Consider the following 18,826-nt stretch of genomic DNA (forward strand, 5'->3'; position numbering starts at 1 on the left):
CTTCTTCCGGTGGAGCCCCCGTGAGCAAACGCAAGATGACCCGCCTGCGAGCCCAGATCATGGCCGGCATCCAGCCAGTGCCGTCCGACGCCGACGCCCTCTTCGAATCCATCCGGGCCTACCTGGAGACCCGCGTCGACGTTCCCGTCGACCTCCGATTCGAGACCTTCCCCGACCGGACAGCCAGCGGACTCGCCATCACCCTCGACGACCGCATCATCATCGTCGTGGAACGCAACACCACCACCCTCCACCAGCTGGTCATCCTCTCCCACGAGATCTGGCACGTCCTGATGGGGGAGTGCCACGCTCACCCACTCCCCGAAGCCACCATCGCCGCACGCGGCCTCACCGACAGACTCAACCTCGATGTCGGCACCCTCAAGGCCCTCGCAGCCCGGTCCCACACCAGCAACGCTGGAGAGGAGGCAGACGCAGAAACGTTTGGCCTCCTGCTGGGCACAGCGTTCCGCCCCTATCTCGAAGACCGCCCCGCCTCCGAAGGGGTCGCCGCACGCATCCAGGCCAGCCTCGGCCACCGGATCCCCTAGCGTCCCCGCCCCCTGGCCGACCCCGCCCCCACCACCGGAACCGCACATGCACCACGCCTCCCCCCTGCCAATCCGATGACCGCAGGAATCGCCTACGCCATCCCCGCCGGCGTTCTTCTCGCCACCACCCTGATCAAACTCGCAGCCCTCGTACGGAACCCCCGTGACGTCTTCCTGCGCTCGATCTGCGCGGTACTTGCGGTCGCCTTCCTCGTCTTCGCGACCGCCGCCCCGCCCGTGCTGCGCGTCATCAACGACCTGAGCGGCATACCTAACCTCGCGGCCCCCTTGGTGTACTGCGTCCTGACCGCGTTCTCCGGATCCAGCATCGTCCTGTTGATCTACTGGCGTGACGGCGACACCGACAGCACCCGCCGATCCACCCGGCTATGTCTCGGCGCTTACGGCGTGGTCGTGGTCGCCCTCTGGGTGCTGTTCATCCTCGGGGACGCACCGGTCGAGCGCCTGCGCGACCTCGACACCTACTACGCGAGCACGCCTTTCATCCGCGAGATGATCCTCCTCTACCTCCTCGCCCACACCATCGCAGCCGTCACCATGACGCTCTTGTGCTGGCGCTGGTCCCGGCAAGTCCGCGGCGCGCTCCGCGCCAGCCTGCTCACGGTCGCCGCCGGATCCGTTCTCGCTTTCGGTTACGACATCCTGAAAGTAATCGCCATCGTCGCCCGGTGGACAGGCGCTAACTTCGACTGGCTCTCCACCGACGCCGCCTTCGCGATCGCGGCGGTATCAGCAGTGCTGACCGGCGTGGGCTTCCTCATCCCCACCGTGAGCCAGGGAGCGATGTCGCGCTGGCGCACCGGCCGCCACTACCACGCCCTCAGGCCGCTGTGGACCGAGCTGCGTCCCGAAATCCCCCCGACCAGTGCCGCCCCACTGCCGTGGTGGTCCTCCACAGACCTGCGCCTGCTCCAGCGCGAGCGCGACATCCATGACGCCCTTCTCCGGCTGGCACCACACTGCGACCGCACAACCGCACAACGGGCCTACCAATCCGCCCTCGAAGCAGGGCGCTCGCCCGCCGCCTCCTGCCTCGAAGCGGACGCCGCCGTCATCACCGCCGCCATCGTCGCGAAAACCCGCACAGCACCACCGCTCGCACCCCCGGACCGCTGGACCGTGAAGTCCGCAGACACCGCTATCGGTCTCATCCGCCTCTCCCTGGTCCTGCGCCACTCACCCCTCGTAGCCCAAGCACAACAAAAAGGCCCATCACCGCGCCGGACCAAAGAGCCGAGCCCGTGAGCAGCCCCATTCACGATGATTCAGTCAGCCAGCGAAAGGAAAAGGTATGAGTCCGGCGCAGACCTACGACGGCATCGTCATCGGGGGCGGATTCACAGGGGCTCTCGCAGCGCTGGCATCCATCCGCGGAGGAAACCACGTACTGCTGCTCACCGGCGACAAAGAAGGCAAGGCCGACGAGTACGCGAACACACCGCACCTCCTCCCGTGGGGGAGTCTCCACGACGCCGATACGTGGGCCCCCGGCCTAGGAGCCCAACTCCTCGACGCCGGCGCCAGCCCCATACCTCTGCCGGAAGGACTCGTATCCTCCGGCGCACCGGCGCCACGCTGGGGCACCTCGCACCCGAAAGTACTCTCCTGCACCCGGCAGCTATTCCGGACCACGCTGCATGCGAACCTCGCTATGGAGCACGGATTCTATGGCCATCTGTCCGTCCGGAATGGGACTGCCGTAGGGCTCCTCGGATCACGCCGCGAGGTCACCGGGGTGCGCGTGAATTTCGATGACGGCGCGACAGAGGAGGTCCACGCACCGCTCGTCGTCGACTGCAGCGGCCGGTCATCCGCCGCGGACTGGTTGACCGCCCTTGGCCTGCCACCCACCCGGCAAACAACGCAAAGAGCGGCACTGACGTACACTCAACAGGAATACGAACTTCCTGGAATGCCATCCCATATTGTGTGGAACCCATCCATGATCCTTGCCCCAGTGGAAGACCGGAAGTGGGTCCTCACATGCTCCACGGAAGCATCGGTCGAGAACCCAGCTTCATGGCGGACCTTGAGCGCCGGAATTTCGCACATAGCCCAGGCCGACCCTGTCGGCGATCCCGATTTGGTCCGTATTCCGCCCCGGCGTATCCACCATTACGATGAGCAGCTCTGCTGGCCTAGGGGATTCCTCGTCCTCGGCGATGCTGTCGGCACTCAGAACCCTCTGAACGGCACAGACGCCGAGATCGCCCAAGCGATGGTCGAGACATTCCATCAGGAACTTTGCAGGGGCGGAATCGCTCACCCCACCCTTGCGGAACGTACCCAGGCTGCAGTTAACCACCTCAGCTCACGAGCATGGGGTCTGCCCGTAGAGAAACCCACCCGGAACAAGTGGGCCAGCGCCAGAAAGGCGGGAAGAGAAGTAAGCCGTCCAGGCATTCCCTTCCGATGGTGTTAATGCCGTCTTTGTGCGTGTGGCGGGGCCGCGTCCCACCGGTGCGATGCCGGGCGCCGACGACCGGTGCCGGGGTCTGTCCGGTGACGCTGTCGTCCGGGCGGCGCGCGGTGCCGTCACCTGGCCTGTACGCCGCCAGTAGCCGGTCCTGGGCCGGAGAGGCAGCCTGTTCTTCACGCTCCCGGGCCCGGTCGAGGACGGAGCGGGCGCTGCCGGACCCGCGATCTAGATGTATTGACCACGAGTGTTGTTAACGGTTCCGGGTCTTGATCATGGCGAAGACCTCCGGTGTGGTGGAGGTGTCTAGGCTCCACACCGCACACGGAGGTCTTCGTGTCCCACCGTAATGCCCGGCTGACCGTTCACGGCAGGCGGATCCTGGTCGAGCGTGTTCTCGCGGGCCGTCCGGTCGCGCATGTGGCGGCCGAGATGGGCATCTCCCGGCCGACCGCGCACAAGTGGGTCCGCCGGTGGCGGGCCGAGGGCGACGCGGGTCTTCTCGACCGCTCCAGCCGCCCGCGCACGACTCCGCACCGCACCCCGGCCGTGACGGAAGACGAAGTGTGCCGGCTGCGGACCGAACGCAAGCTCGGCCCAGCCCGCATCGGGCCGATCCTGGGCCTGCCCGCCTCGACCGTGCACCGGATCCTGGTCCGCCACGGTCTCAACCGGCTCGCCTGGCTCGACCGCCCCACCGGCGAACCGGTAAGACGCTACGAACGCGCCCGCCCGGGCGAACTGGTCCACGTCGACATCAAGAAACTGGGCAACATCCCCGACGGCGGCGGCTGGCGAACCGTGGGCAGAGCCGCCGGCGAAGCACACCGCCAGGCAACCACCGATGCCCGCAAAAGCAGCAAACCGGTGATCGGCTACTCGTTCGTCCACTCCGCCGTCGACGACCACTCCCGCCTGGCCTACAGCGAGGTCCTGCCCGACGAACGCCAGCACACCGCCGCAGGCTTCTGGCAACGCGCGAACGCGTTCTTCACCGCCCACGGCATCACCGTCCAGCGGGTCCTCACCGACAACGGCTCCTGCTACAAAGCCCGGCTGTTCACCCGGACCCTGGCCGCCACCGGCATCACCCACAAGAAGATCCGGCCCTACCGGCCACAGACCAACGGCAAGGTCGAACGCTTCAACCGCACCCTCCTGGACGAATGGGCCTACCAGCGGCCCTACCACTCGAACGACGAGCGGACCCGGGCCCTGGCAGACTTCCTCCACACCTACAACCACCACCGCAGCCACACCGCCCTCGGCGGACACCCACCCATCAGCCGCGTTAACAACCCTGCGGGTCAATACACCTAGAGCGGTGGGAGGGTGGGCCGAACATGGACAGTCCTTCGGATCGTACGGTCGCTTGTGCTCACCGCTGCCATTAGCAGTTTGCGCAACTCGTCGGGGAGCCTTCCAGCCCCGAGGGAGCACGCGCCCAGGATCTCTCGGCACTCCCCTTGCTGTTCCGCAGAGGCGAGGGCGTTGAAGAGGGGATGCCGCAGATTCTCTAGGGCGGCGTATCCGTCGTTCTGCTTGGTCGCCCGGTGATGCAGTTCATTTGCGATGTGACGGGCGGTGGCGATGTCGGCTCCGATGACGTCTAGGATCGTCAGTCCGAGTCGGATGTTGAAGATGGCCGTGCCGGGTTCGGGTTCCAGTCCGCCGTACATGCCCACCAGGTTTTCCACATCGAGGTCGGCGGTTTGCTGAGCGGCGCGGCGGCAAAGCGCAGTGAGGCACGCCGTCACGGCTTGTTCCCACGGTTCGCCGGGTGTGGTGGCGTGGAGGAGAGCGGTGGCGTGGACGGGGTCGTCTGCGGTGAGTGCGGCGAGAACGGCGACTTGGCGTCCGTCGAGCATCCGCTTGCCCATGCCACGGTGTTTCTGGATGTGGGTGAGCGCGTCGTTCCACCGGCCTTGGGTGGTGAGGGCCCTTGTTCCGTCGGCGACTAGAACTGTCCATAGCCAGGTCCGGACTTCGTGGCGGTCCTCGGCCGTCGCGGTCAGGCGTGCGGGGACGGTGACGCGGCCGAGCTGCACGTCGGTACCCATACTGACGGCTTCATACAGCGCGAGGAGGTGCTGTCGGGCGATGTCTCCGTTCCTCGCGCGGATGTGGAGCCGGGCGAGGTTGACGACGGGTTCCAGCGCCCGGATGGCGCTCGGGCCGGTCAGCGGGCAGGCGTGGAGGTAGGCGTCCGCGTGCCGATGACACAGGTCACGGGCGAGGGTGGGAAGACCGAGGTCGGAAGCGAGGAGGGCCGACTGGTTGTAGACGGCTGAGGCTCGTGACGGATCGTTCTCCTTCGCTGCTGTCCGGGCGCGGTCGAGCAGTGCGTGGATGCGCTCATGGACCGGTGGGCAGGCGGGGCGAGGCCGGGCGATGAGTGGAAAGCGCTGGGCGATGGGGTCGTTCGGGCGCATGGTTCCCCTGTGGGCGAGCGGGCCGGTGTTGTCAGCGGGCGGACTGGGCGGGGTCGGGAGCGCCGGTGTCCGTGCTCGTCGCGGCAGCATCGTTGTGAGCGGTGGGGTCGGGGCCGAAGACGACTTCGTTGGCGGTGGCGGCGAGGGCGGCCTGTGTGGCGTACGGCAGGCCGAGGCGGTTCCACGCGAAGATCACATGGTGGGCGAGGACCTCCCGGAGTCCTCGGTGGAGGGCTCCGGTGGTGGCGAGGGTGCTGAGTTTGTGCCCGGCGGTTGTGTAAGCACGGGCCCATTCCCTGGTACGGGCCAGGGGGCCGTTCTCGGAGGTCTGGTCGTCCGTATCCACGGTGAGCAGTCGGTGTACGGCGGCGCGTTGTCGGGTGGTGCTCCGTCGGCCGACCGGAAGGAGGCGGTGGGCGGCGACGCGGGCCCAGACGTCACCCTGTTCGTACCAGTCGAGGCCCGCCGTGCGCATCAGGGCGGTGCACAGCAGGAGCGATATCTCCCGGCGGTGTCCACCCACGGGGTGGTGCTCGTCGCGGAGGTGGGTGAGCAGTCCGCGGCTGTCGTGGTGGAAGAAGCGGTGGGCCGTTTCCATGGCTTCCGGTCCGCCGAAGGCGTGGATCTCGGGTTCGTAGACGGCGGGGGTCCAGCCGGTGATGTGACCGGCGGTGGTCAGCGCGTCCAGTTCCCGGCCGTTCTGTGGATCGGACTCGGCGGATGGCAGGTAGCGCAGGCGCCAGCACGGGCGTTTACGGATGTGGAACCACGAGGTGATCGCGCCGTCGTCCTCGGCGGCGAACAGGATCGGGGCGAGGTGGGTCAGGGCGGTCTGTTCGGATCTGTTCCAGTCGGGGAAGGAGATGTTCACCTGCTGCCACGCGGGGCTGTCCATGTCGTCTCCAGGGTTCAGGCCAGGGCGAGGAAGGTATCCCAGTACGGGGCGGCGACGGTTCCGGTGCCGACGGTGTGCAGGACCAGGGCCGCTCCGGCGGCGCCGTCGAGGAGTTCGGGGTTGCGGTCGGACTGGTCGAGCGCGGCCGTCAGCCTGTCGATCATCTGCGGCAGCTCCGCCGTGATGGCCGGGCTTCCGGTCTGGTCGGCTATCCGCCACGCGGCGTGGAGCAGGCCGGCCGTTCCGTGGCACAGCCCGATGCCGGGGATCCGGTCCAGTTGGGCCGGGTCGCGCAGGGCGGCGAGCATCGCGTTCTCGGCGGCGCGGACGCGGGCGGGCTCGTGCAGCGCGAGACCGGCGAGTTGTTGGGCACGGGCGGTGCCCGCCACTCCGTAGCACCAAGACGGCCGGGGGCGGAGAGCCGGTTCGACGTGCCCCTCTGCCGCTTGGTCGAACGTGATGAACCCCGGCCACCACGGTTCGGTGTCGTCGCCCTGCCGCCATTGGTCGGTCCAGGCGCAGATCCGCCCGGCGGCGTCGGCCAATCCCGGGACGTCGGCACCGCGCAGGAGCGCCAGCGAGATGACGGACAGGGGCGCGCCGATGCCGTGGGCCAGTCCGAAGTTCCCGTGACCTCCGGGGAAGTCCGGCGTCGGCTCGCCATTGGGAGAGACGCCGGTCCACCACGGAGGCAGGGCGTCGCCCCGGCGCGAGGGGGGTTCGGTCAGGCGTACGAGGTAGGCGAGCGTATCGGCGGTGATCTCGTGGTCCGGGTGGCGGGTGAGGTGATGGGCGGCGAACCCGGTGAGCCCCCGGATCAGGTCGAATTCCTTCATCTCGGGCCGTTCGCCGCGGTTGATACGTGCGTGGGCCTCGGTCAGACGGCGCCGGGTGATTGAGATGGTGGCGTCCTCCAGCTTCTCCAGCGCGTTGCGGTAGCGGTCGGTCGAGCCCGCGGCGGTCTGCAGGACGAAGGCGAGGGCCGGGGCACCGAGGTAGAGGCCCGCGTTGGGGGCGGCGGTGAGGTCGTCGGAGGCGGCCTGGGAGATCCAGGTTCGGGCGGTGTCCCAGTCGCCGCGCCCGGCGTGAGCTCGTACGACGTGGAACAGGGCGATGCCAGCCGCACCCCTGGCCAGGGACTGCGGCCACGCTCGGCCGCCGCCGCCAGCTCCGGGCCCGGTGAGGTGGGGGTCGGCCAGTTCGGCGGCTAGGGCGTCGGCGGCGGCCAGCGCCTTTGGTATCGGTTTCACGACCTGGTCCTTCCTCGTGCGGTCCAGCTCAGGGCGGCGGCGCGGGCGAGGTGCAGGCACTGGCCTTCGGCGTCGAGGTCGATCCCGGCGACGCGGGTGTGGTGGAGATGCAGCAGCTCGGGCAGCAGGACATTCACGTCGGTGGTGCCCGCCGTGTCGAGCACAGCCCGGTAGCCGGCCAGCGTCTCGCGCCGCTGGGCCCACGCGGCGGCGATCCGCTCACCGCCGGGATACCGGGTCAGGGCGTCGTGGCCGTACGGGTTGCCGAGGGCGACCGCTTGTTCGTATACGCCGCGGGTGGGGGCGGTGCTGGTGGTGCGGGCGTGGTGGATCAGCCAGGCCATCGCGTCGGCCGAGTTCCCGAGCAGGCCGGTCGTGAGGTCGATCATGCTGGTGGCGGTGACGGCTTGGGCGTCGAGGCCGCTGTTCGCCGTGCTGGCGGCGAGCTGCGCGGCAGCGGCCTCGGAGTCCGCCGCGAAGAACGCTTCGGCGGCGTCGATCGCCGCCGGCCCGCCGAAGCGGGCGGTCTCGGGGAAGTCGGTGTCCCAGCGCACCCGGGAGATCAGCCCGGCCCGGCGCAGTGCCCGGGTCCAGCCGCCGATCGCCGCCGGGGCGCCCTCGGCGTGGTCGGCCGGTACGACGAGCCGGAGCCGTAAATGCTCGTCGGGGTCGCGGTAGGGCAGGAACCACCACCGGGTCGTACCGCCGATTTCCGACAGCAGTTCGGGCAGACGGCCCAGGATGCCGCCGTGGCGTTCGGGGCGGGCGTAGAGCTGAAAGTGGAACCTGCCATCGCAGCCGGGGAAGTGCCCGTGCCCGTCCGATGTCCCGGTCTCGCGGTCCAGCCACCACGGTGCCCTCCGTCCCGGGCCAGTTCGGGCGAGAGGAATGACCAGCTCGTGGGGGCGCCCGCCGATCCACCCCGCGTCCGGGGCCGCCTCCACGCGGAGCACGGCAGTGCCCGAACGCTGTACCTGCGCGCGAAGCAGCACCCGGTGCGCCGGTTCATCCAGGTCGAGACGGAGGCGCTGGTCGCCGTCGCCGACGTACACCGTGCTCGGGACGGCGACCTGTTCCCGCCACGCGGCCAGGGAGGAGTCCCACCGTGGCTGGTCCGCCTCGCGGTCGGCGAGGTCGGCGGCGGTGAGCAGCCACCGGGCCGGGGACAGGATCGTGCGGCCGTAGCGCACTGCGGGAAGGTACGGCAGCGTTGTCGCGGCTCCCCAGTCGAAGACCGCGCACGGGGCGCCCATCGCATGGGTGGCCTCGGCCAGGAACCGGACCAGCGGATGGGTGCGGTGGACCGGCTCCACCGCGTTGAGGGTCACGAACTCCAGCGGGCGCCGCCGGGACCGCGAAACCAGGTAGAGGCGGTGGACATCGGCGGTCACCGCGATGTCGTCCAGGAGCACTCGCTCCCCGGTGTGCTTGTGGCACTCGCCCCCGACGAGGACCGCGGGCATCACGGCCGGGGCGCGGGCGACGTTCTCGGTGGATGCGTGGAGCGGGGGCACGGATATCTGCACGGGCAGGGCGCCGTCGGTCGCGGTCGCCGCCGTCGCGTACGCCTTTGCCATCCGCTCGCGATCGTCGGCGTCGAGGAGGTGGAGGAACCGTCCGGTCACCGTCCCAGCGGTCCGGGACACCCCGGTGACCGCGAGCGTGAACTCCCCGTCCCCGAGGGCGTCGGTGCTGGCGGCGTTGATACGGGCGATCAGCTCCGTCGTCGGCTGAACGCCGATGTCGGGACCGATCAGGGTGAGCACGTTGATCATGGCATCGTCCACCACGATCTCGTGCTGCCGGCGCAGGGCCGCGTTCTGCGCGAGCGCCAGCAGTTTTCCGTCCCTCTCGGTCAGCGGGGCGCTCGCCGGGGCGGGCGGTCCGCCGAGGAACCCGGCCGGGTAGCCGATGCCGGTGTCACCGTCCACCGCGTTCAGGACCGGGACAAGGGCGCGCGGGCCGTACCGTTCCAGGAAGCGGCTGTGCCAGTTCGCCCATGCGCGGCTGAGGAACGGTTGGCGTGCCAGACGTACGAGTGCCGTCGCGGCCCGTGCCGCTTCGTCGGCGACCGTGGTCGGGACCGTCGCCTCCCCGTCGATCCGCAGGTCGGTCCGGAGTACCGGTGCGGTGCCGGGGGCGATGTGGCGCATCTCGGCGGTGAGCTGGGCCCGTTGTTCGCCGTATTCGGGGGAGGTGTGGGGCCGGGCCAGAGCGTGGGTGAGAGACCGGAGCCGCGCGACGGTGGCGCCGGCCGGCTGGAGGTTCCCGGCTTCGGCCGCGTCGAGGGCGTTCAGAAGGTGGTTCAGCGGGTTCGTCGTGGTCATCGGGGCGCGGAGATTCGTGACCAGGAGGCGCTGGGCAATCAGATCCGCCAGCAGCTTGGCGATCACCTCGGCGGGCACGCGGGGGAAGTCGCCGGCCAGCTTGGCGGCGAGGTCCGTGACCCGGATGGGATGCCGGGCCGTAGCCAGGGCCGAGGTGACCGGCGAGGTGGCGCGGACCTCTACCCGGGCCGGGGCGCCGCCCGAGCCGCCGGTGCCCCGGTGGTCGAGCACCCAATGCCCGTCCTTCTCCGCCACCAGCGAATGGGTCCGCACCATCAGGCGCGGCAGCAGGGCTCGGTCCGCTTCCAGCCGCTCGATCACCGTGGTCAGCCACACCGCGTCGGCTCTGACGACGGCCCGGTGCCCGGAGCCGATACGCACCGTCGCCGCGTCGGCCAAGCTCACGGGTGCCACTCCGGCGAAGAAGCCGAACGGGGTGGCCCTGCTCGACGCCCGCAGCAGATACCGCAGGACGGCGAACATCGCCTTCCGTACGACGCGTTCGGGCAGGTCCTGTTCATCGCGGATGTCCCGGACGCGGCGGGCCAGCGCGGGACTGGCCTGCTCCAGAGCTTCCGCGAAGCCGGGTATCCGAAGGGTTCTCTCCAGCCACGCCCGCCAAGAGTCCGCGTCTCCGCCCGGGTCGGGCCACGGCTGGACGAGTTCGTCCGGGTCCCAGGCCCCGGCCCGCAGCAGCGCGGCATCGACGTGCGCGTACACCGGCAACTCCCCTTCGTGGAGCGCGGTGCCCGGCCGGCCGAAGTCGGCCGGGCACCGCGGTTCAGTCCTTCGTGCCCGCTACGGGCAGGTGGTCGAGCAGGCGGACTCGCAGGTCACGCCGCAGCCGTCGTCGGTCATCCGGATGAGCCGGTCGGCCGACGGGCCGGACTCCACGATCGAGACATCCAGGTCCCAGTCCTCGAAGCTCTCCTCCTCGCCCGCGTTCTGCGGGTGCGGCGCTAACGCCGCATCTTCGATCTGCTGTACGGACACAACAACCTCCCTGATAGTTGGGTGGTGCGAATGCCCCGTGCCCCCGTGACGTGCCGCAGGGGCCGGGGAGCCTACGACCAGGAGAAGGCGACGGCGCCAAGCCGCTTCGCCACAACCCCCTGGGACGGTTCAGCCGTACCGGCGGGCATCGGCCGGTACGAGATACGGGCAGCCCCGCGCCGCTGGTGGTCCGACGCCCATCGGCGAAGCAGCTCGACGTAGCGCGCGGCGACCTGTTCGGCGTCGGGACCGTGGGCGAGGACACCGCTCTCGAAGCCACCAGTCTCCTCGTTCGCTCGCTTCGTGCGGTAGGCAAAGCTGCCGCCGCTGACCAGTGCCGGGACGCCGCGCGTCACCGACAGAGCGAGAAGCCCCTGATCGACCAGGTCCTTGCTGCCGTGGAGCATCACCATCTCCGGCGTGTTCGTCGCCAGGAACAGTTCCAGCTCGTCCGGCAGATCGAACGCTGCCCCAGACCACACCTCCAGCCGGGCCGAGCGCACAGCGGCGGCCAAGGCGTCGGTGTCGAAGTCCTGCTTCTGATCATCGACGCGCAGGGCGAGGCCATCGGTGACGTGAACGAGTCGCTCGGTGTACGCGCTGGCACCCTGCATGGGCACGAAACCACACAGGCGGTAGCTGTCGCTGACCAGCTCCGCTTCCCGGCCGCCGGCCCGGTCGAACGCGATCGACCGGGTCAGCCCGCGCATCCGGAGCGGGACGACGATCCGGCCGCGCTCGGAGAGCTGGTCCAGCCACGCCGACGGGAGGTCCCAGGCCCCGGCGGTGACGATGATCCGGTCGAACGGAGCCAGCTCCGGTACCCCGACGGCGGCGTCGGCCCGCACCACCTCGACCTGTTCGTACCCAGCCGCGTCCAGACACTTCCGGGCGCGCTCGACGATCTCCGCGTCGATGTCCACCGAGATTGACGCGCCCTCTTTGCCGACCAGCTCGGCGATCAGCGCGGCGTTATAGCCACCGGAGCCGACTTCGAGGACCCGCATGCCGGGCTCGATTCCGGCCTGCTCCAGCATCACCGCCTGGATGTGTGTGGCCGACAGCGAGCTGAGTGCCGTACCGTCCTCGTCCCGCTTGATCACCAGGGCCTGGTTGGCTGCGTACGCGGCCTTCAGCGGCTCGCCGACGGCGAACAGATGCCGGGGCACAGCGGCCACCGCGTCGGCGACGGAGTCAGAGGTGATCGCCCCCAGATCGCGCAGCTCACGCACCATGGCCGCCCGCAGCGAAGCCGCTTCCTCATCAATATTCTTGTCTCGTACCGTAGTCACTTCGTCACCCTACCGATCGTGTTTCGTCGTCTAGTCGCATTGCCGGAATCACCGCGACTCCCCAGGAAGACCGCCCCGAACGGACGCGCAGGGCGGCGCGCATCGGTTGGTGAGCTCGGGCTCGGAAGCGGACGGGTGCACGCGAACCCTTGAGATTCGGATGATGGTCGGGGCCCGCTGGTCACATCGGCCATTGCATGCCGATTCTTGTAAGTGCAGCCGACGTCCCGGAGGAAGCCGTCCGCGATGCCCGTCCAGGGCCTCGACGTCCGCGAGATCGACGGACTCGGTCCCGTCCCCACAACCCAGCCCTCGCCCACCAGCTCCAGGACCTCATCGCAAACACCCGCTGACGGTGAAGGCGTGAGGCAGCGAGGAGACCACGGTTCTGAGTGAGCGCGATCAAGCCTCACTGGTAGCCCGGAGCGCCGTCTGCTACATCAGTTCACGCAGCCATTGGGCGAGTTGGAGGGCTGTGGGTCTTTGGGGCTCGGGTGCCCAGAGGACGGTTGCGAGGGCTTCTTCGAGTTCGGGCCAGGCTGTCAGGGTGCTTCGGGGCATGATTTCGGTGAGGAGGACGCGGCGGAGGTAGGTGGTCGGGAGGCCGCGAGTGCTGGCGATTCCGGCTTTGGTGAAGTCGTGGTGCCAGGTTCCGCTGGAGGCCCACCACAGGCTGGCTGCCAGCGTGTACGTGTCATCGGACTGCGTTGTGTACGCCGGTGCCGTGGCGTCCTCGGCTCGGGCGAGGAGTTCGGGGGACGCAAGCTGGACGGGTCCGCCGCGGAAGCGTCCGGAGGGGCGCAGGTGCTGGTGGTGTGAGGTCCAGGTGACGTCCAGCAGGGCGATGTTTCCGTCGGGTTGGTGGATGGCGTGGTGGGGCTGGATGTTGCCGTGGACCCAGCCGGCCTGGTGGAGGCGTGCGACGGCTGCGGCCAGAGCGACGGCGGCGGCGAGGGGTTCGCGTCGTTCCCAGGAGCCTTCGCGGGCGGGTTCGAGGGCCTTCCAGGTGGTGGGGCCTTCGAGCCATGGGGTGATGAGCCACGCGATGGTGCCGAGGTGGCCCGAGACGGCGTGGCGGCCGTAGGAGAGCGCGGGAACGGCTGTACAGGTTCGTCGGAGGGCGGCGGTGTGCCGGGCGAGGACCGCTGCCCCGTCGTGGGTGCCGACGCGTACGGTCCAGGAGCCTTGCGGGCCTCGGGTCCGCCACGTCGTCTGGCGGCGGTTATGTGCAAGCAGAGCCCACTCGGCGGGGGTTCCGGCGAGGCGTTCGGCTTGTCGTCGGCAGGGTTCCGGGATGGTGTCGAGCTGCGGGACGGTACGGGTCATATCCGGCTCCCGGGTCCGGTGTTCTGCCGGTGGGGCATGCTGTCGGAGGGCAGGAAGGCCCAGTGGGGCAGTACGTTCAGCCGTCGGCCGAGGTCCGCACGAAGACGCTTTTTCAGGTTGGTGAGGGTGAGGTCTACTGCCGTGGAGTCGATGGGTGTGCTTGCCGACTGCAGTTCTGCGAACCAGCCCCATGACTCGGCGCGCTCCAGGGTGATGGTGGTGTGGTCGGGGCCGGTCGGGGTTTCGATGGTCCAGTGCTCGACTTCGATCTTCACTGTGACGAGGAGGTGTGCGCCGAGCCGGTCGAGGAAGGCGCCGGTCTCCTCGGGGTCGTCGATTCCGATGTCGATCGTCTCGCGGGTTGCCTCGGCTTGTCGGGAGGCGGGGCTGCACCGGGTGTGGCGCAGGGTGTGGTCGGTGCTGTGGTGCCGCAGTTCGATCCAGTGGGTCAGGTCGTGCGGTTCGCCGAAGGTGCCGGGGGGCCGGTAGTAGGAGTCCAGCCGGAAGTCCTCGCCGGTCAGATGGGCCCCGGCCATGGTGAGGGCGTCGCGGACGTGATCGGCGTCGTGTCCGAGGTGGTATCGCTGTAACACGATGCTCTCCTTGGTCAGCAGGGCGCGGGGCTCCGGGGACGGAATGAGCGGGCTGTGGCTTTGGTGTCCGCGGGCGGTTGTGCCGGTAGTCCGCGGCGTCGTGCGTGGTGTTGCTGGGCGGCTCGCAGGACGTCCAGGCTTTCGGTGCGGGGTAGTGCCTGGGTGCGGCAGGTATCGAGGACGGCGGGAATCACCGACTGTTCGGGGGTGGGGTACCAGGCGCCCAGGGCGAGGGTTTCGGCGGAGTCGAGGGGTGTGGGCCGGAACCAGTACTGGGCGTAGACGGTGGCGGGGTGGGGCCGGAGGTGGGTGGCGAGCCGGCTGGGGCCCCAGGGGATGACGTGGATGGGCGTGTACGGGGCCAGGCCGATCAGATGGTCGATCTGTTCGGCGGCGATGTCGGGACCGCCGAGCTGGTAGAGCGCCATCTCGCCGAGATAGACCATGAGCTTCTTTCCGTGCCCGGGATGGCGGAGAGCGCGGGAAGGGCTGTGGAGCGGTATGTCGCCCGCTTCCCGGAGGGCCTGTTGGTATCCGGTGGCGCGCAGGGGTGCGGGGATGGTGTCCAGGGCGGCGAGGACGAGGGTCCCGGACAGGGATTCGAGGGCCGCGAGGCGGTCGTAGGAACCGGTGCCGTAGTCCCGTACGGAGCCGGAGCTGTGGGCGAGTTGGAGGAGTTCGCAGGCATGGACGGGCCAGTCGGGCGCATACCGTTCGATGATCCGATGGATGACCGGTGCCTCACGGGGGGTACTGCGGCCGGTTTCGGCACGGTGCAGGGCCCGGGTGCTGATTCCGGCCTCGGTGGCGAGCTGCTGGGCGGTCAGGCGGTGGGCCTGGCGCATGGCGCGCAGGACGGCGCCGCCGACGACGGGCCCGGGGCGGGGCCGGGCCGAGGCCGTCATAGTGCCCCTTCCCGACCGGCCGTGCTGCAGGCCTGGTCGATGTGCTGTTGGACGGGGGCGTGGAACCCGCCGGGGACGAAGGCGGGGAGCTGGGCGTAGGGGACCCAGGCGACACCGGCGATCTCCGCGGCGCTGGGCCGGTGAGCCGTCTCGGCGACGGCGGTGCAGAGCACGTAGTGGATCAGGCGGCCTGTGGTGGGGTGGACGCGGGAGCCGAGGAGGTTTACGGCACGGACACGGAGACCGGTCTCTTCCTCGGCTTCGCGGACGGCGGCTTCCTGCGGGGTCTCATGGTTTTCGACTTTTCCGGCCGGGAGCTGCCAGGTCAGCCCCGGCTCGGGTACGGCGCGCAGAACCAGGAGCAGTCTGCTGTTGTTGATGATCACCGCAGCCGCGATTTCGGGCTGGGTCGGGCGTGGCGGCACGGTGGCGTGTTCCTCCGGGGACAGGTCGGTCCAGGGGGTCGATCAGGGCTGGGGCCGGCCCCGGTCGCCGACGGCAGCGCACTGCGGTCGGCGACCGGGACACGGTCCTCGTGGGGGCGGCTGCCGCGGGACGTGCCCGCGGCGGCGGGTTCTACAGTTCGTCCAGGAGGCCGGAGTTGGCCTGGACGTCGTGTGTCAGGACCAGGCCCTGCCGGGGCAGCGCCCCGAGGGCCGCAGCGAGGGCCTCGCGCTGCACGGCCGCGGCGGGTGTGGTGTCGATCAGACCGAAGACGTCGGTGTAGCGGTCGTCGGACGCCGGGGTGAAGAAGTCACCCGCCGAGACTGTACGGCCGGCGGCATCGGTGAGGGCGGGCTTCGCCGCGGGGTCGATCCCGGGGAAGAGCACCCGGGCCGCGTAGCCGGTGGTAGCGAGGCCGAGGCCGAGCCACGGGAGCTGGTCGGGGAAGAACTGCACCTTCAGCTCCTTGCCCGCGGGGCTTCGCAGCGGCTGCCGTGAGCCCTCGGCCAGGGCTGCGGTGACGGCCGCGTTCTGGGTGGGGTGCATCTGCTCCCCGGCGAGGACGCGGGCCCGTACACCGTCGTACTCCCCGAGGGCGTCCAGCAGCCCGAGTCCGATCGCGGCCGCGGACGGCCACGGCAGAACCCGGACCCGGGTGTTGTCCTCCAGACGGGCGAAGACACGGTCGTTGGCCAGCAGCCTCCAGTTCCCGGACCGGGCCAGGGCCAGGGCCGTCGTGGTCTTTCCCGCGCCCTTGCCGCCGAGCACCAGCACCGTTTCACCGTCGCCCCGCACGGCCGCGGAGGCGTGGAGGACGTGCCAGCCGGCCTCGTGCAGCTGGGCGCGCATCAGTTCCCGGGCGACCCGCGCCGCCGCGGTGGCGACCGCGGTCTCCGTGCACCCGACGATGTGCATGCACCGATCCTTGGGGCGGTAGTGGTAGGCGAGGTCGAGACCGGGGTGCGCGGCGCTGACGGTCCCCTCGGTGTCGTCGTGCCGGTACACCATCACCGCCCCGGCGAAGTCGGCGGAGTCGTTCGGGTGGTCGGTCACGCTCTGCACGAGCCGGGACACCGCACCGGGGTCGACATGGGCGTCGACGACGGGGCCGTCACCGTCGCGCGGCGGTGTGGCCGTTTCGGTGGCGTCCCACCAGGGGCGGACGTAGCGGGCCGCCCACCGGGGGACGGCCGCGGTCTGGCTGGTGACGGTTACATGGTGACCTGCGGTGGAGATACGGGTGTGCACAGGGGTCTCTTCTCGTGTGATGTGGTGCCGGACGGTGTGGAAGGCCGCGCGGACCTTGTCGGCCGCGGCGGCGTGACGACGGCGGTGTTCGGGGCCGAGGCCCGGGTCGAGGACGACGCCCTGACCACCGATGAACCGGACGGGGACACCGGTGCAGGATCCGTCGTGGGGTGTGGAGAGTTCGACGGTGCCGTCGACGAGGCCGAGGGCGTGGTGAAGGGCTGAGAGGACGGCTCCGGCCGGACCGGACCGTGCCCGCCCGAGCCCCTCGTTGATCCGCCGGGGCCGTTCGGAGAGCGCCGCGCGGGCCACGGCCGGATCGACCTCGACCGGGGCGCCGCCGACGGTCGTCATGCAGGGGACGGCGGCATCGCCGTGCTCGCCGACGACCCGGCCCGAGACGGCCGAGACGGATACGCCGTGCATCCCGGCGAGCGTGAGCCGCAGCCGGGCGGTATCGGTGGCGGAACCGACACCGTAGACCCGGCTCACCCCGGATGCCCGTGCGAACAGCCAGGTCATGGGGTCGACGGGGTTCGTCACCACGATGACGGGCCCGTGGTATCCGGCGAACACCCGGCCCAGACGGGCGATGAGCGGAGCGTTCACCCTGAGCCCGGCCATCCGCACATCGCGGACGGCGGTGTTACTGAAGGCGGCCCGCGGGCAGACGACTACCGCGTCGCAACTCAGCATCTCGGCTACGGGCACGTGGGCGAGCCGGGTCGGGGAGTTGAGGAGGACGGCCAGGTCTTCCAGGTCGGCGACGAGTGCGTCCGCCGACCTTCGGGTCCGGGAAGTGACGAGGATCGTGTCGGTCCAGCCGGCCGCGGTCAGCAGGGTGCCGACCGTGTGCCCGACCGCCCCGGCACCGATGATCCCCACACTGTCGATCCGGACGCTCACCACCGACACCGGCTGACTGCCGTCGCCGTGTTGTCGAGGACCAGAGGCCAGAGTCGTTGTCCGTCGGTGACGGCTTCCAGCGTCCGGCTGTTCCGGTCCAGCAGTCCGGTCACCAGACTCTCCGCAAGGTCGACCCGGTCCAGGTGAACGGGGAGCGGCAGCAGAGCGGGAGCCGTGCTCACGGTATGGAGGACGGATGCCGTGTCCATCGCCCAGAGGAGCACGAGCTGCCACAGCCATCGGGACGGATCCGGCGTGGCGCGGGCCAGGGCGAAGGCGAAGTCTCCTACCCCGGACACGATCCGCTTGGCACTGCGGGGCCGTGAACCGCACAGGTGCAGCAGCAGACGCGAAACCAGCTTCGCCGCGTCGAGAATCACTGGTCCGCAAGTCAGCCCGGGATCGAGGAATACCGGTCGGCCCGCCCCACCCGTCACGAGGATGTGCTCCGGCTTCAAGTCCCCGAACACCACCCCCCGGCCCTCACCACCCGGGTCGGGGAGCGCAGCGGCCAGCGGAAGCAGCCGCTCGACGACGGTCCCCAGCACACCGTCCGGCTTCGGCAGACCGGTGAACTTCCGGGCGAACGTCCCGGGGATCGTGCATCCGGGGGTTGCGGTCTCCCTGACGATGCGCGCGGTCGCGGGCTGGGCCAGTGCGTCCAGGGCGCGCACCACCTGTGTCAGCAGATCACCGGTCTGTGTCGGGCGCTGGGCCACCAGGTCGGCGAGCGTCCGGCCTGCCGCCGCCTCGGTGAACAGGACCGCGTTCCGCAGCGCGGGCCGTGGCGCGCCGAGGCCCGCGCTGTGCAGGAGTCCGTAATGCACGGCCTGGCGCTCCAGCAGATTCCCTTCGCCGGCCTCGTAGACGGCCTGGGCCTCCTGCACATCGCCCCAGGTGCCGTGCGTGCCACGCAGGACGGAAGCAAGGGAGACGCCGAGGAACTCGAACTTCGCGACGTACGGGCGCCGGTCGACCGCGAGCTTGCAGACGTACGACGTTATCGACGGAACGTGCTCGCCGAGCACGACACCGGCGCCCGGCCACTGGCCGGCTGCTGCAGCAGCCACCCGGGTCCGGGCGTAGCGCAGGACGTCGTCCACCGGCAGCGGCCGTGCCGGAGCCGGGACGGGAATGGGGTGAGGGGGTAAGGCCACGATCATCTCCTCCACACAGGAGACCGAAGGGATAGAAACGCGCAACGGTCGAGCTCGCCACGAGGCGAAG

General features: G+C 69.9%; 16 protein-coding genes. 4 read left to right on the forward strand and 12 right to left on the reverse strand.

The genetic code is table 11. From position 1 onward, the window contains the following. Window positions 1-20 precede the first annotated feature (20 nt). From B7R87_RS26625 to B7R87_RS26640, 4 genes are all read left to right on the forward strand, one after another. The gene (locus B7R87_RS26625) at window positions 21-551 is read left to right on the forward strand and encodes a hypothetical protein (protein WP_052704600.1); all 531 of its coding nucleotides are present in this window, start codon (window positions 21-23) and stop codon (window positions 549-551) included. A gap of 75 nt (window positions 552-626) precedes the next feature. Beyond that, window positions 627-1,817, forward strand: a complete 1,191-nt coding sequence (locus B7R87_RS26630; protein ID WP_006345940.1) for an MAB_1171c family putative transporter — start codon at window positions 627-629, stop codon at window positions 1,815-1,817. A gap of 46 nt (window positions 1,818-1,863) precedes the next feature. Further along, entirely contained in the window at window positions 1,864-2,994 is a 1,131-nt protein-coding gene (locus B7R87_RS26635) for an FAD-dependent monooxygenase family protein (RefSeq protein ID WP_130585281.1), read from the forward strand. Between the two features lie 330 nt (window positions 2,995-3,324). Then, the gene (locus B7R87_RS26640; protein ID WP_130585460.1) at window positions 3,325-4,308 is read left to right on the forward strand and encodes an IS481 family transposase; all 984 of its coding nucleotides are present in this window, start codon (window positions 3,325-3,327) and stop codon (window positions 4,306-4,308) included. Here the strand turns inward: B7R87_RS26640 and B7R87_RS26645 are convergent. The 12 genes from B7R87_RS26645 to B7R87_RS33840 form a co-directional block, all read right to left on the reverse strand. Beyond that, window positions 4,305-5,420: a hypothetical protein gene (locus B7R87_RS26645; RefSeq protein ID WP_006345939.1), complete on the reverse strand. Its 1,116-nt coding sequence runs from the start codon at window positions 5,418-5,420 to the stop codon at window positions 4,305-4,307. The genes B7R87_RS26640 and B7R87_RS26645 overlap by 4 nt on opposite strands. Before the next feature lie 31 nt (window positions 5,421-5,451). Then, the gene (locus tag B7R87_RS26650; RefSeq protein WP_006345938.1) at window positions 5,452-6,315 is read right to left on the reverse strand and encodes a thiopeptide-type bacteriocin biosynthesis protein; all 864 of its coding nucleotides are present in this window, start codon (window positions 6,313-6,315) and stop codon (window positions 5,452-5,454) included. 14 nt (window positions 6,316-6,329) lie between these two features. After that, window positions 6,330-7,565: a lanthionine synthetase C family protein gene (locus B7R87_RS26655; protein WP_006345937.1), complete on the reverse strand. Its 1,236-nt coding sequence runs from the start codon at window positions 7,563-7,565 to the stop codon at window positions 6,330-6,332. Beyond that, window positions 7,562-10,612 (reverse strand): lantibiotic dehydratase, encoded by a 3,051-nt coding sequence (locus B7R87_RS26660; protein ID WP_006345936.1) that lies wholly within the window; start codon window positions 10,610-10,612, stop codon window positions 7,562-7,564. Before B7R87_RS26660 ends, B7R87_RS26655 begins: the two co-directional genes overlap by 4 nt. A gap of 78 nt (window positions 10,613-10,690) precedes the next feature. Then, complete coding sequence (locus B7R87_RS26665; RefSeq protein WP_006345935.1) at window positions 10,691-10,885, reverse strand: FxLD family lanthipeptide; 195 nt, start codon at window positions 10,883-10,885, stop codon at window positions 10,691-10,693. A 71-nt stretch (window positions 10,886-10,956) separates the two neighbouring features. Then, the gene (fxlM, locus tag B7R87_RS26670; RefSeq protein WP_040913801.1) at window positions 10,957-12,177 is read right to left on the reverse strand and encodes a methyltransferase, FxLD system; all 1,221 of its coding nucleotides are present in this window, start codon (window positions 12,175-12,177) and stop codon (window positions 10,957-10,959) included. 435 nt (window positions 12,178-12,612) lie between these two features. After that, window positions 12,613-13,503, reverse strand: a complete 891-nt coding sequence (locus tag B7R87_RS26675) for a hypothetical protein (RefSeq protein WP_006345933.1) — start codon at window positions 13,501-13,503, stop codon at window positions 12,613-12,615. Further along, entirely contained in the window at window positions 13,500-14,096 is a 597-nt protein-coding gene (locus B7R87_RS26680) for a CYTH domain-containing protein (protein ID WP_040913800.1), read from the reverse strand. The genes B7R87_RS26675 and B7R87_RS26680 overlap by 4 nt, the downstream gene beginning before the upstream one ends. A gap of 14 nt (window positions 14,097-14,110) precedes the next feature. After that, window positions 14,111-15,001: a Scr1 family TA system antitoxin-like transcriptional regulator gene (locus B7R87_RS26685; RefSeq protein ID WP_006345931.1), complete on the reverse strand. Its 891-nt coding sequence runs from the start codon at window positions 14,999-15,001 to the stop codon at window positions 14,111-14,113. Then, window positions 14,998-15,426, reverse strand: a complete 429-nt coding sequence (locus B7R87_RS26690; protein ID WP_006345930.1) for an NUDIX hydrolase — start codon at window positions 15,424-15,426, stop codon at window positions 14,998-15,000. Before B7R87_RS26690 ends, B7R87_RS26685 begins: the two co-directional genes overlap by 4 nt. A 151-nt stretch (window positions 15,427-15,577) precedes the next feature. Further along, a complete protein-coding gene (locus tag B7R87_RS26695) occupies window positions 15,578-17,608 on the reverse strand; it encodes a lactate/malate family dehydrogenase (RefSeq protein ID WP_006345929.1) in 2,031 nt (676 codons plus the stop codon). After that, a complete protein-coding gene (locus B7R87_RS33840) occupies window positions 17,596-18,756 on the reverse strand; it encodes a hypothetical protein (protein WP_233168939.1) in 1,161 nt (386 codons plus the stop codon). Before B7R87_RS33840 ends, B7R87_RS26695 begins: the two co-directional genes overlap by 13 nt. Window positions 18,757-18,826: the final 70 nt, after the last annotated feature.

It is taken from the genome of Streptomyces tsukubensis, assembly GCF_003932715.1.
In the GTDB taxonomy this organism is placed as follows: Bacteria; Actinomycetota; Actinomycetes; order Streptomycetales; family Streptomycetaceae; genus Streptomyces; species Streptomyces tsukubensis.

Bases quoted from the DNA above. Each gene is read 5' to 3' on its own strand.
- B7R87_RS26630 (WP_006345940.1), top strand. From the start codon at position 627: ATGACCGCAGGAATCGCCTACGCCATCCCCGCCGGCGTTCTTCTCGCC.
- B7R87_RS26635 (WP_130585281.1), top strand. From the start codon at position 1,864: ATGAGTCCGGCGCAGACCTACGACGGCATCGTCATCGGGGGCGGATTC.
- B7R87_RS26645 (WP_006345939.1), bottom strand. From the start codon at position 5,420: ATGCGCCCGAACGACCCCATCGCCCAGCGCTTTCCACTCATCGCCCGG.
- B7R87_RS26650 (WP_006345938.1), bottom strand. From the start codon at position 6,315: ATGGACAGCCCCGCGTGGCAGCAGGTGAACATCTCCTTCCCCGACTGG.
- B7R87_RS26675 (WP_006345933.1), bottom strand. From the start codon at position 13,503: ATGACCCGTACCGTCCCGCAGCTCGACACCATCCCGGAACCCTGCCGA.
- B7R87_RS26685 (WP_006345931.1), bottom strand. From the start codon at position 15,001: ATGACGGCCTCGGCCCGGCCCCGCCCCGGGCCCGTCGTCGGCGGCGCC.